At 43.7% G+C, this 12,285-nt stretch carries 12 protein-coding genes; 9 read left to right on the top strand and 3 right to left on the bottom strand.

The window, feature by feature from the left end:
• Positions 1-11: 11 nt before the first annotated feature.
• Positions 12-1,469: a PLP-dependent aminotransferase family protein gene (locus AB4512_RS03755; RefSeq protein WP_372174459.1), complete on the bottom strand. Its 1,458-nt coding sequence runs from the start codon at positions 1,467-1,469 to the stop codon at positions 12-14.
• Positions 1,470-1,559: 90 nt separating this feature from the next.
• Between AB4512_RS03755 and AB4512_RS03750 the strand changes: the two genes are divergently transcribed.
• Both AB4512_RS03750 and AB4512_RS03745 read left to right on the top strand, forming a co-directional pair.
• Positions 1,560-2,219 carry a pyridoxamine 5'-phosphate oxidase family protein gene (locus AB4512_RS03750; protein WP_017061784.1) on the top strand — a complete coding sequence of 220 codons (660 nt, stop codon included), beginning with the start codon at positions 1,560-1,562 and terminating at the stop codon, positions 2,217-2,219.
• 82 nt (positions 2,220-2,301) lie between these two features.
• Positions 2,302-3,234 carry an urea transporter gene (locus AB4512_RS03745; protein ID WP_372174458.1) on the top strand — a complete coding sequence of 311 codons (933 nt, stop codon included), beginning with the start codon at positions 2,302-2,304 and terminating at the stop codon, positions 3,232-3,234.
• 10 nt (positions 3,235-3,244) lie between these two features.
• On the opposite strand, the gene AB4512_RS03740 is transcribed toward AB4512_RS03745, so the two are convergent.
• Complete coding sequence (locus tag AB4512_RS03740) at positions 3,245-4,252, bottom strand: AraC family transcriptional regulator (protein ID WP_017061786.1); 1,008 nt, start codon at positions 4,250-4,252, stop codon at positions 3,245-3,247.
• A gap of 133 nt (positions 4,253-4,385) precedes the next feature.
• Between AB4512_RS03740 and AB4512_RS03735 the strand changes: the two genes are divergently transcribed.
• From AB4512_RS03735 to AB4512_RS03710, 6 genes are all read left to right on the top strand, one after another.
• Complete coding sequence (locus AB4512_RS03735; RefSeq protein ID WP_017066493.1) at positions 4,386-4,736, top strand: MFS transporter; 351 nt, start codon at positions 4,386-4,388, stop codon at positions 4,734-4,736.
• Positions 4,730-5,953, top strand: coding sequence for an HlyD family secretion protein (locus AB4512_RS03730; protein WP_372073541.1), 1,224 nt, complete (start codon positions 4,730-4,732; stop codon positions 5,951-5,953). Before AB4512_RS03735 ends, AB4512_RS03730 begins: the two co-directional genes overlap by 7 nt.
• 680 nt (positions 5,954-6,633) lie before the next feature.
• Complete coding sequence (gene codB, locus AB4512_RS03725) at positions 6,634-7,872, top strand: cytosine permease (RefSeq protein ID WP_032545811.1); 1,239 nt, start codon at positions 6,634-6,636, stop codon at positions 7,870-7,872.
• Positions 7,873-7,881: 9 nt separating this feature from the next.
• Positions 7,882-9,159 (top strand): cytosine deaminase, encoded by a 1,278-nt coding sequence (locus AB4512_RS03720; protein ID WP_372073539.1) that lies wholly within the window; start codon positions 7,882-7,884, stop codon positions 9,157-9,159.
• Positions 9,160-9,517: 358 nt separating this feature from the next.
• The gene (locus tag AB4512_RS03715; protein WP_004740083.1) at positions 9,518-9,730 is read left to right on the top strand and encodes a cold-shock protein; all 213 of its coding nucleotides are present in this window, start codon (positions 9,518-9,520) and stop codon (positions 9,728-9,730) included.
• A 457-nt stretch (positions 9,731-10,187) separates the two neighbouring features.
• The gene (locus tag AB4512_RS03710; RefSeq protein ID WP_102398619.1) at positions 10,188-11,204 is read left to right on the top strand and encodes a GGDEF domain-containing protein; all 1,017 of its coding nucleotides are present in this window, start codon (positions 10,188-10,190) and stop codon (positions 11,202-11,204) included.
• Positions 11,205-11,331: 127 nt separating this feature from the next.
• Here AB4512_RS03710 and AB4512_RS03705 read toward each other — a convergent pair whose 3' ends face one another.
• The gene (locus tag AB4512_RS03705) at positions 11,332-11,928 is read right to left on the bottom strand and encodes a malate synthase (protein WP_017060610.1); all 597 of its coding nucleotides are present in this window, start codon (positions 11,926-11,928) and stop codon (positions 11,332-11,334) included.
• Between the two features lie 184 nt (positions 11,929-12,112).
• Between AB4512_RS03705 and AB4512_RS25490 the strand changes: the two genes are divergently transcribed.
• On the top strand, positions 12,113-12,285 hold a 173-nt coding region (locus tag AB4512_RS25490), incomplete at its 3' end, for a helix-turn-helix domain-containing protein (RefSeq protein ID WP_408063693.1).

Here is a 12,285-nt window from a genome sequence, read left to right as displayed (position 1 = left end):
ACCTACCAATATCACTGATAAAAAAGCCGAGCGATCTGTTTGATCTTCGGCTTTATCTCAGCCAGAGGGATATTTCCAAACCCTAGCACCGCCCCACTCCAATCACGAGCATCACTCGAACCGTACTCATAAAAATCAAACGGACGAATGATGATATTTTGAAGATCAGCTCGTCGGCTCCACTCATGTTCAGATATACCTTGATACCACTTCACGGTCACATGTAGCCCTGCCGCCTGACTGATCACTTCAAGATCACCGTTAAACTCGCTTTCAATCGCTTCTATCATCGCTTCATACTTGAGTTTGTATGACCGACGCATCATTCTAATATGACGCAGCAAGTCGCCTTCTCGAACAAAATCCGCCAAAGCTTCCTGTGTGTGGGACGCCGTGTCTCCAGTGAGCGCGTCTTTGATCTCAAGACACTTCGCCACCAGACTTTCTGGCACCACTAAGTAACCTAAGCGGAGTCCGTTGAACATGACTTTACTCAGCGAACCAACATAAATGATTCGTTCATCAAACCCGAGTTTACCCGCTAAGCCTTGCATACTGGTGTAAGGGCGATGAGCAAACTGGAACTCACTGTCATAGTCATCTTCAATGATCCATGACTGATGTTGATTGGCCCAGTCGATCAGTTTAAGGCGTTGCTCAGTATTTAAAGTCGTGCCCATTGGGTATTGGTTACTCGGTGTGACATACAGAGCCTTAGCATTACTGGCCAACACTTTCTCAATATCCAACCCCACCTTTTCACGCACACTTACACCTTCTAACTCTAGTCTCAACAGATCGATAATTTTATGTACTTGTCGATAACCGGGTTCCTCCACGAGGATTTTGTCGCCCATCGCTAACGTTGCCATTAATCCGATTGAGATGGCTTGCTGCGCACCTGCGGTGATGATGATTCTGTCGGCATTACAATGAACGGAACGACTGCTTGCAAGATACCCACTCAACGCTTCCCTCAAGGCTGAGCTTCCCTGAACCTCTTGATTGCCCGCAATGTTCTGACGTGTAGAGTGACGTTGCAGCAACCTCTGCCATTTCGCAAAAGGGAACGCATCTAAGTCAGGAACTCCTGGGGCAAAGCTGCGGTTAATGTCGTTAGGTGTCGCTATGTTTGTACTCGGTTTACTGACTGTTTGTTTGACCTTCGGATCCTGAACACTGTTTGGCTTAGACAAACTTAGAAAGTGTTCTGGTTGTTCAACCGAGACATAAAACCCTGAGCCTTGCTTACTCTCGATATAGCCTTCAGTAACCAGTTGTTCGTACGCATAAATCACCGTATTTCGACTCACCGATAACTCGACAGCCAACTTACGTGTTGAAGGTAACTTACTGCCCTTGCTCCATAAATCTTGAACGATCTTCTCTCTTATCGCGTGGAACAAGGCGGTTTGACGCGTGCCGTGTTGTTCGTCTAACTGTAGATCACCGACATCGATAGGCTGCATAACTGGATCCAAATAGTGTTTAAAAGTGGCTCTATTTAATAGACCAGTTAATCGCTACATTAATCAAAAGGCAATGATTAAGGAGCGATTATGTTATCTAACACGAAAAGAACCACGATTAAAAAAGGGGCTCACAAAGCCGTATTTGAACAAGAGAAACTGCACCAAATTATTGATGAGAGCTTAATCGCACACATTGCATTGCAGGGCGAACAAGGACCAATGGTCATCCCGATGCTCGCGTGGCGAGTGGGTGATATAGTCTACATTCATGGAGCTAAAAACAGTCGCCTACTAAAAGGACTAAAAAAGGGAGAACCAACCTGTTTAACGTTCACCTTGTTCGATGGTTGGGTGCTGGCTCGTTCGGCATTTCATCATAGTGCGCATTATCGTTCTGCTGTGGTATTGGGGTCATTTTCAGTCATCGATGACAATCAAGAAAAGGATCGCTTGTTGAATATCTTTATTGAGCAAATCGCACCGGGCAGAACCGATGAAGTGAGGCTCAGTAATGAAAAAGAACTCACTGCGACCGAGTTGTTGGCGATACCTTTAACAGAAGCTTCCGTGAAGATTGGTAAACATGGAGTGAATGATGATAAAGCCGATATGGACATTCCAGTTTGGGCTGGCGTATTACCCTATAGAACTGTTGTTGGGCCGTTAGAAACCGTTCCAGAACAAGAAGGCATCATTGAAACACCAGATTACCAACAAGCTTATGGTGAACGCTGGTATCAGAATTAACACTCGAAGATGGTGAACTTGATAAAATTGTATACAATCTGAATTACAAAAATTTAACATGACTCAATAATGTAATCAGACGATGAAAACGAACAAGGATATTCTGCCGTTTCAAGGCTTGCTCAATGGCATTGGGCAAGTCTATTTCACACCGTCTATCATGACGTCGACTTTGCTGTTGCTTGCCATTTCTATTGAGTCACTGGCGCTGGCTTTTCTTACCTTACTTGGCGCCAGTTGCAGCTATGCATTAGCTTTCTATGGCTATATGTACACCAACACCAACACCAACACCAACAAGTCAGTTGACGACATTGATAGTGGAATGTACGCGCTAAATGGCGCTTTGATTGGTTTATTTATCGGTAACTTTTTTGGTGTGACACCATTATTGGCTTTAGTGACTGCGTTAGGTGCATTACTCACGGTGCCGATTGCCCACATCGTATTCAGTTTTGAGAAATATCGCGGTTACACTAGCGCCTTTATCCTCACCACTTGGCTGATTTATATTATCCAATCAACCTTTGAGCTGTCAGCGTTTTCTGCACCTGATTCCGCACTGATGCCACTCATCAGTATTGAGGCTAACTCGTGGTTCAACCTGCCGACAGTGGTGATCCCGTTGTTAAAAGGGATAAGCCAAGTCAGCTTCATCGAAAATGCGTTGTCGGGGCTCGTTATCTTAGTCGCCATCGCACTCAACAATATCAAGCATGCCATTTGGGTTATGCTCGCAGTAATAATTAGCACCGTATTTAGCGGGTTGATTGGCGCTTCTAACGAACTGGTAGCCCAAGGTCTTTACGGGTACAACGCCATTCTTGCCACTTTAGCACTTGTGCCCTATCCGCGAATCCGTTGGCCGTTAATCCTATTAGGCATGCTGTTAAGCTGTCTCATCACACTTGGTTTTCATGAACTGTCACTGTTACCACTCACCGCCCCTTTCATTTTGAGTACTTGGGGGATGGTTTACTTGTCCAGCCTGATCCATAAACGAACCATAAGATAGCTCTGAATAGTTACAGGCCAGTTTTTAGGCGCTCAACATATTGCTTGGGTGTCAAACCTCGATGTTTCTTAAACATCCGATTAAAGCTCGCGACATTGGTATAGCCGAGCCTCGTCGCGACTTTATCTATTGGCACTGAATACATCAACAACTCCACCGCCACATTACTTAACGCATAGCCCATAATGGTAGAAAAGTTGATGCCTAAGTTATGCAATCGACGTTGAAATTGCTGTTCAGATAACCCAAGCAAACTCGACACTTTATGCAGTGTTGGCAGGCCGAAATGGCGACTGTAATTGATCATCTCATAGGTCACCTTATGCTCATCCGCGGCATCAGGCATGTTGAGGTAATTATCTAAGTCATGAAAGTTCATTGCCAAGCTCATCTTGCCGCTAGAAGGGGCTTGATTGCTCGATAACCTCGACTGGCTTGGTATCCAGATTTCAGTTCGTGGCTGGCCCCACTGAATATTGCACCCAAAATACTCTTGATAGAGTTGAGTGTTCTCGCGATAACCTGCGATAGAGACGGCTGCGGGAGTAAAGTCGTCTCCCAAGTAACGCCTTAATATCTTCATCATAAAGATGGCAACTCGAATTGAGTCATGAACTTTACCCACCTCAGTATAAGCAGGATTGTCGTAGCACCATTTGATGAAATTACCGACTTGAGCGCCATATAGAAAAGCCCCGGACTGCAAACAGTGCAACCCGATGTTAACTCGGCGTATAGACGACGCCAGATCGTGCCCCGAGAAAAACCAGTTAGAGAGAGGACCTAGCCTTTCAATATCCACTCTATCAGCCAGCTTCAAGATAATATCGGAATCACCGGTTTGTTGTTCAAGTAAGCCATACCATTTGTCCACTTCACTTACGGGGATAAGGTTCATCGGGTTATTAAACACCGATTTAGGAATACCTAATTGCTCAGTATTCACAGCCTTATTAGTCGTTGCGTATTGGTAAATACCCAAAATACCCAATGCTCTTAAGAAGTTACAATTGTTCATTAGCCACCATACTTAGAAGTCACTATTACAGATCAAATCATAATGACATCATTATTAAAGTAATTGGTAAATTATCAACTTCTAAATCTGATATCAATAACACTCGGTGCTCAATTTAACCTAGGGTATATCAATGAGTTTAGTTAGTGTCCCATTTGTCGGAACCGGCGCAGATACCGCACTACACGTAGTTGCAGGCGTAGTGTTAGTCGCAACCATCGCTGCTGCATGTTACGGCTTCTGGCGTGTGCATGAATTACCAATCAACAAGGCTCACAGTAAAGAGCATCAACAACTCGGTTTGATCACCGCATTAACATGGATTGGTTTTGTATGGCACTGGGTATGGGTACTAGCAGTAATTTTGGCCTTCGTTGATATGGAAAAAGCCATCATCAATCTAAGAGACACATGGAAGTCACCGACCACAACCAAGGAGCAAACAACTTCCGACAAGCAAGATGAGGAGAGCCAAACATGTTAGAAGGCTTGGCAATTTGGGCACTGTTCATTTACTTACTCAGACTTGTTGGTATGCCTTGGAACAAAGGCACCAAGGCGTTTGCGTACCTAGGGGGTACATCTTGGTTGCTGTTTGTATGGGTTGGCCTACTCAATTTTACTCCGATGGATCTATCGGGAGGCTCAGTGGTTCAGTCTCCACATATTCAGCTGCGTCCCGATTCAACTAATGTGTCGGGAAAAACTTCCAAAGTCCACATCGACCCAAACCAGGATGTGACTGAAGGACAGCTAATTTACGAAATTGATGACACTAAATATGTCATCGCAAGAGACAAAGCCAGCGTTCAACTTGAATCTGCAGAGGTCGCTTTAGACACAGCTCGTCAAGAAGTGAGCATTGCAAAAGTCAGCTATCAATCGGCGCTTGAAGACATCAAAGCTTCAGTCGCACAAATAGATTCGGCTAAAACAGACTTAGTACTGCAGTCAAAGACCCTTGATCGTTACCAGAAGCAAAACAAAGTGGTAGAACATACGATCACTGAAACTGACATCGACCAACAAACAGCAAAGGTAGACTTAGCGACGTATAACGTTACGACATTGGAATCTCAGCTTAGCAAGAAAGAAGTCGATGCCGAGAATGCGAAGTTGAACATCCACAAAGCTGAAACCAATGTGAGCAAGAAGCAAACTGAGGTCGATTCAGCAAAGGCAACAATGGCACAAGCACAATGGGACTTGAACAGCACCAAAGTCACGGCACCGACTGACGGCTTTGTAACAAACTTTATTCTTCGTGAAGGTCAGCGTGTTTCAATGATGCCTCGTATCCAGATGTATACCGAAGAGAAGTACGTGCTGATGCGAGTTAACCACCAAGCGATTCGTAATATTAAGGTCGGTCAACCTGCGGAATTTGCGACAGCGGTATACCCAGGAAAAGTGTTCTCTGCAACCGTAGAAGGCATTGTAGAGGCCACTGGTGAAGCGCAAGCAAGTTTGCTGGGTATCGATGAGCAGGTTCGTGTTACCACAGGCAAAAACCTTCAGAACAAGCACCACTTTGTTCGTTTAAAAATTGATGAGGCAGAGGGTTACGATATTCCTGTTGGCTCTGTCGGATTAGCGTGGGTAAGCGGTGAGAAGCCTATCAGCTTTATGGCGTTCCTAGACGTAATACGCGGGATCATCATTAGAATGAAGTCTCAACTGTACTTCTTCTACTCCATCTAATACTTCCTATTGGTGAAACAATACCCAAGCCCGTGCGCTCTTAGATCGCACGGGCTTTTTGTTTATTTCACCATTCGTCGCCAGAAAGAACACAAACCCGAAAAACGAATAAACACTCTAAAGTTGCAAATCGCAATTGCATTTTGCAATTGGGCATTTCAAAAACGCAAATTAAACGCTCAAATACGCACCAGATTGCTATAAAACTGCCGTTTTACGTGGTTTTAAAAGTTGGCACACTAACTGCAATGTATAAATTGACCCTTCTTAAGCCGAGGGTCACCTAGCCAACTGACGTTGTTAGTGAACCTATTCTTGTTCACAAAATATATAGGCCAATTGCGATTATTGCGATTGGCTATTTTTTTGCCTGCAGTTTGGCCAACCGCCCTCTTTTTCGATACAGACACCCATTCAGACGTATAATAATAAGCATTCATAGCCAACCAAGAACAGCAGATAACCAACGCATTATAGAAAACGTTTTCTATTTGTTTTTTTTAAATAAAGACAGAAAATAACCCTATGTTTTACAAGATAATTACTGCAATAACTGGTTTTTATGGGCAATTATTGACAAAATTAGCATTGACTATGTGATTTATATCACCATAATGCGCAAGTTTGCCTGCAATACGGCGACCGTTAATTTTAATTTTGATCATTTGCGGAGGTAAAAAATGGCTGCTGATAATAACTACAGTCTAGGGCCGGTTCCTACATCGGCTAGGAAAGGAGTCGCTTCACTCACCATGGTAATGCTTGGACTCACTTTCTTCTCTGCAAGTATGTGGACAGGTGGTTCACTCGGGACAGGTCTTTCATTCAACGATTTCTTCCTCGCCGTTCTCATCGGTAACCTAATCCTCGGTATTTACACTTCTTTTCTTGGCTACATCGGCTCATCTACTGGCCTCTCTACCCACCTCCTTGCTCGTTTCTCTTTCGGTACTAAAGGCTCATGGCTTCCTTCTGCTTTACTTGGTGGTACACAAGTCGGTTGGTTTGGTGTGGGTGTTGCGATGTTTGCTATTCCAGTACAAAAAGCAACGGGCATTGATACCAACACCTTGATTATCGTATCTGGCTTATTGATGACGGGTACAGTGTACTTCGGCATTCAAGCGCTAATGGTGCTTTCAGCGATTGCAGTGCCTGCGATTGCGATTCTGGGTGGTTACTCAGTACTGACTGCGGTAGACAGTGTTGGTGGACTAGAGCAATTGCAACTTATTAAACCAGAGACGCCAATGGACTTTTCAATGGCTCTTGCAATGGTTGTAGGTTCGTTCGTAAGTGCGGGTACGTTAACGGCCGATTTCGTTCGCTTTGGTAAAAAGCCAGCAAGCGCAGTATTAATTACTATGGTTGCGTTCTTCATCGGTAACTCGCTGATGTTTATCTTCGGCGCAGCAGGAGCAGCAGCAACCGGTCAGGCTGATATTTCAGATGTGATGATCGCGCAAGGTCTGCTGCTTCCAGCCATCATCGTGCTTGGCTTGAATATCTGGACAACCAATGAAAATGCACTTTATGCATCCGGTTTGGGTTTATCTAACATCACTGGTCGCTCAAGTACTACAATGTCAATCATTAACGGCATTATCGGTACGATTTTCGCACTTTGGTTATACAACAACTTCGTTGGTTGGTTAACCTTCCTTTCGCTGGCGATTCCACCAATTGGTGGCGTAATCATCGCCGACTTCTTCGCGAACCGTAAACGTTACAAAGATTTTGCAAATGCAGAGTTCCAAACCGTTAACTGGGCTGGCATTATCGCGGTAGCAACAGGCGTAGCCGCTGGTCACTTCCTACCTGGCGTTGTTCCTTTGAACGCAGTGTTAGGTGGTGCAATCAGTTACCTCGTGCTTAATCCTCTATTGAACAAAAAAGCTCTGAAATCTCAGGCCGCTTAAGGACACACTATGACAACCTTATTAATCAAGAACGCGAAACTTCAAGACCAAGAAGGCTTGAAACAGATTCTGATTGAAAATGGTCAATTTTCTCGCATTCTCGATAATGGCGCGCAAATCAATCATCAAGGCGACATCCTTGATGCTGAAGGTGGCATTGCAGTTACTCCTTTCTGTGAACCGCACATCCACCTAGATACTACTCAAACTGCTGGTGAGCCTAACTGGAACATCTCTGGCACTTTGTTTGAAGGTATTGAGCGTTGGGCTGAGCGTAAAGAACTGCTATCAATCGAAGACGTAAAGTCTCGTGCCAAGCAAACACTGAAATGGCAGATAGCTAACGGTGTTCAACACGTTCGTACGCACGTTGATGTGTCAGACCCAACACTCGTTGCGTTAAGAGCGATGGTTGAAGTTCGTGAAGAGATGAAAGAGTGGGTCGACATCCAGATCGTTGCATTCCCTCAAGAAGGCATCCTTTCATACCCTAACGGCAAAGAGTTGCTTGAAGAAGCAGTGAAGATCGGCGCTGACGTTATCGGTGCTATCCCTCACTTCGAATTCACTCGTGAATACGGTGTTGAATCTCTGCATTACGTGTTCGAGCTTGCACGTAAGTACGACTGTCTGATCGACGTTCACTGTGATGAAATCGACGACGAACAGTCTCGCTTTGTGGAAACATTAGCAGCTCTTGCTCATAAGTTTGAAATGGGCGAGAAAGTAACCGCTAGCCACACGACTGCAATGGGCTCTTACAACGGTGCTTACGCATCTCGCCTATTCCGTCTATTGAAGATGTCTGGTATCAACTTCGTGGCAAACCCGTTAGTGAACATTCACTTACAGGGCCGTTTCGACGATTACCCGAAACGCCGCGGTGTAACGCGCGTTAAAGAGATGCTAGCAGCAAACATCAACGTTTGTTTTGGCCACGATGATGTGTTTGACCCATGGTACCCACTGGGCACAGCGAACATGCTTCAAGTTCTGCACATGGGACTGCATGTGACACAGGTTATGGGCTACGATCAAATCAACAACTCACTTGATTTGATCAGCAAGAACTCTGCTCGCACATTGAACATACAAGACAACTTCGGCATCGAAGAAGGTAAGCCAGGTAACTTACTGATTCTTCCTGCTGACAATGGCTTTGATGCAGTGCGCCGCCAAGTACCAGTGCAGTACTCAATACGACACGGTAAGGTGATTGCAGAGACTCAACCAGCGAAAACAAAAATAAATTTAGATCAAACTGAAGATATCAACTTTAAGCGTTAATATCGTCTATACTAATGATCAAAAGGAAGCTGAGATGCTTCCTTTTGTTGTGTTGGACGAAGCGACAAAACTATCACTAAATCAGTGTAAATCTTGTACATTCGCACGGTATGACAAAAAAAGCACAAATTTCTTAAGCAATGCGTGTACATCTCAAAAGACTGTGTTAACATGCTCTCGCTCTGTTAGCCGGAGTTATTTAAGTTAGATGAATAGTAAAAAATTGACATGTAAAATCGTTACCCGTTTTTGTAAGTAGTTTTTCCTTATTTCTTAGCAATATTAAATAATTCAATTATCAGCGCATTGCATTAAATGCAATCAACAACTTAGAAAATTTATGAATAAGGGACAAATTATGTCTAACACAAATACTGGCACTGTAAAATGGTTTAACGAAGAGAAAGGTTTCGGCTTCATTTCTCAAGACAACGGCGGCGCTGACGTATTCGTACACTTCCGTGCAATCGTTTCTGAAGGCTTCAAAACTCTGAAAGAAGGCCAAAAGGTTTCTTTCGAAGTTGAAAACGGTCAAAAAGGCCTACAAGCAGCAAACGTTGTTGCTCAATAATTAGCTCTTATAGCTAAAAAGAATTTTAAAGCGCTGATTTTTATCGGCGCTTTTTTATGCCTGCTCATAAACATTTCCCCTCTCGATACAGGCTTTCCCCCGTAAACTCTGAACAAATGCAAATCACCAGCCAAGCGTCCTCAACCTAGACTTTCTCAGTTAAAGCTCAACGATCAATTTACGTCACTTTTTGTATGCACCTCCCTAGACAACACTTAATTCTCAGCAATCTTTTGATACTAACTCACGCTACGCCGAAAGTTTGATAAGCCCAAATATGGTTAAAGAACAATCCATTAGATTACGCTTATGAATACGCAATCGATATTCATAATAAAAATGAGTTATTTATCCAACCCTCATCCACTAATCATATAATTTTTAAAGCAAAGACCTTCGAAATCCGCTAACCTTGTTCGCAAGTGGCTTAGTTGTTTTGGTATCTGCAGTAAAAATAATGAACAAAGACGAATTTCAGAAATCCACCGCAAATCTAAAAAAAGCGGTGCCTCTTATGATGAAGAACAGGGTGTCAACGACACCTGCAAATTACGCACTTTGGTACACCTATGTCGATAACGCTATTCCCCAGCTGACTCAAGACATGGATGGTATTTTAGAACACTACGGTATTTGTCCTCCTGCCGTTGGTGAGCAGCTATACAACAATTATGTTGCCAGCAAATCCGAAACCAATATCAATGACCTTCGCGCTAATTTGGAACTGTTAGTTTCTGAAGTTTCCAATTCAATGAATGACACCCTGACCGACACCTCCGCTTTTTCTGACATGATCGATAAAAGCTTCGAGGACTTGGCTCGTGTTGATAATGAAAGCCTATCTATTGATGAAGTCATGTCCTTAGTTCGACAGCTGGTGTCTGAATCCCGTCATATTCGTCACTCTACTCAGTTTTTAAACTCTCAGCTAAACTCTGCAACCTCAGAGATCACCAAGCTAAAAACCCAGTTAGTAGAAGTTCAGAAAGATGCGCTTTTCGATAGTACAACCACACTCTATAACCGTCGCTCTTTCGACCGTGACATAGAAACCCTGTGTGAAGCACAACAATCTTTGTGTCTGATTCTTCTCGATATCGACCACTTTAAAAATTTCAACGACACCTATGGCCACTTGTTTGGCGATATGGTGCTTAAAGCGATCGCTCGCAAGCTGAAGTTAAGTTGCCGTGAAGGTATTTCTGCCTATCGATTTGGTGGTGAAGAGTTCGCGCTGATTGTGCCTAACAAGTCTTTGCGTATTGCTCGTCAACTCGCTGATACCAATCGTCGCTCTCTAGAAAAGCTGTCGATTAAAGATCGCCGCAGTGGTCAACAAGTCGGCAGTATCACTGCATCGTTTGGTGTCGCTGAACTTGAACCCGGCGAATCAGCTCAATCGCTGATTGAACGTGCTGATAAGCTACTTTATGAAGCGAAATCACTTGGCCGTAACCGAGTCATGCCTTTGTAAAACACACCAACAATGCTCTTATCGACATATTAGTCGGCTCGTATTGAGACTAGAAAGCCCCAAAGACATTATCTTCGGGGCTTTTTCTTTAGTTGTATAAATTACTTTAGCTAACTAGGATTCACCGTTAGATCTGGAAGCAATAATTCAAGCAGTAGTCTTCACCACTCTTTGCTCTGAACTCTTTATCTTCACTGCATGCCTTTGGTTTACCCTTTGCGTCACCTTGAATCAAACTGATCCAGTGGCGCATCGCTGCAATGGTCTCTTCACGCATTGTGGTTGTTGCTTCCATTGGTGATTGGCCAAACGTGGTGCATGATTCCAACTGAATATCATCAATTTCTACTAGCTCAATACAACCTGTCCCTTTGTGGCAACCAAACATCACCTCTAGGTGGCTGCCACTGCCATCTCGAAACAAGATAGAGTCTGGGTCGTTCTTCTCACCCATGTACGCTACAAACTGCTTAGGGTGCTTCAGACCGCTGTGCTGACCGTCTTTAAAGTAAGCCATAATATGGCGGTAATCGACTACGTAGCTGGTTACGTCTTGATGTGAGCCATTCTCTAGTGGGAATAGTCGATCAAGCAGCTGCTTTGCTTTCACTTGCTTTTCAGTTTGCTGATTAGCATTGATTGTCTCCACGGCAAAGACAGCTTCAGCGATAAATGGCTTTGATTGTTTTTGGATTTCTGTTTTATCGAATGTAAGCATATTCATAGTCTTTCCCTCTTGACCAGTCCGGTGATAACCACCGATTTCTACAGCAAAAATGTGTCCTAGAGCAATTATTCCAAACTAACGTTTAATTTATTTGTCATTTTGTGAATTGCTTAGTTTGTAGATTAGCGCTTTTTTACATACAATTTCACAACAAAAATTTTACAATGTGAATTTTACAAATATGGCCTTGTCAAAAAGTTTAGTTCGTCAGTCACATTTCCTAGGTACGAAAATACGTAACCTAAGAAAACGTAACCATTTAACGATGGAAGACCTGTCTGCGCGTTGTATTAGAATCGACCCAGAATGTGCTCCTTCCGTTTCTTACCTTTCAATGATTGAACGTGGAAAGCG

Origin of the sequence: Vibrio sp. 10N.222.52.B7 (assembly GCF_041474275.1) — a bacterium.
GTDB lineage: Bacteria > Pseudomonadota > Gammaproteobacteria > Enterobacterales > Vibrionaceae > Vibrio > Vibrio crassostreae_C.
This window is presented reverse-complemented; position numbering and strand designations above follow the sequence as displayed.

Coding starts and splice junctions, on each gene's coding strand:
- AB4512_RS03755 (WP_372174459.1), bottom strand. CDS start 1,469: ATGCAGCCTATCGATGTCGGTGATCTACAGTTAGACGAACAACACGGC.
- AB4512_RS03750 (WP_017061784.1), top strand. CDS start 1,560: ATGTTATCTAACACGAAAAGAACCACGATTAAAAAAGGGGCTCACAAA.
- AB4512_RS03745 (WP_372174458.1), top strand. CDS start 2,302: ATGAAAACGAACAAGGATATTCTGCCGTTTCAAGGCTTGCTCAATGGC.
- AB4512_RS03740 (WP_017061786.1), bottom strand. CDS start 4,252: ATGAACAATTGTAACTTCTTAAGAGCATTGGGTATTTTGGGTATTTAC.
- AB4512_RS03735 (WP_017066493.1), top strand. CDS start 4,386: ATGAGTTTAGTTAGTGTCCCATTTGTCGGAACCGGCGCAGATACCGCA.
- AB4512_RS03730 (WP_372073541.1), top strand. CDS start 4,730: ATGTTAGAAGGCTTGGCAATTTGGGCACTGTTCATTTACTTACTCAGA.
- codB (WP_032545811.1), top strand. CDS start 6,634: ATGGCTGCTGATAATAACTACAGTCTAGGGCCGGTTCCTACATCGGCT.
- AB4512_RS03720 (WP_372073539.1), top strand. CDS start 7,882: ATGACAACCTTATTAATCAAGAACGCGAAACTTCAAGACCAAGAAGGC.
- AB4512_RS03715 (WP_004740083.1), top strand. CDS start 9,518: ATGTCTAACACAAATACTGGCACTGTAAAATGGTTTAACGAAGAGAAA.
- AB4512_RS03710 (WP_102398619.1), top strand. CDS start 10,188: ATGAACAAAGACGAATTTCAGAAATCCACCGCAAATCTAAAAAAAGCG.
- AB4512_RS03705 (WP_017060610.1), bottom strand. CDS start 11,928: ATGAATATGCTTACATTCGATAAAACAGAAATCCAAAAACAATCAAAG.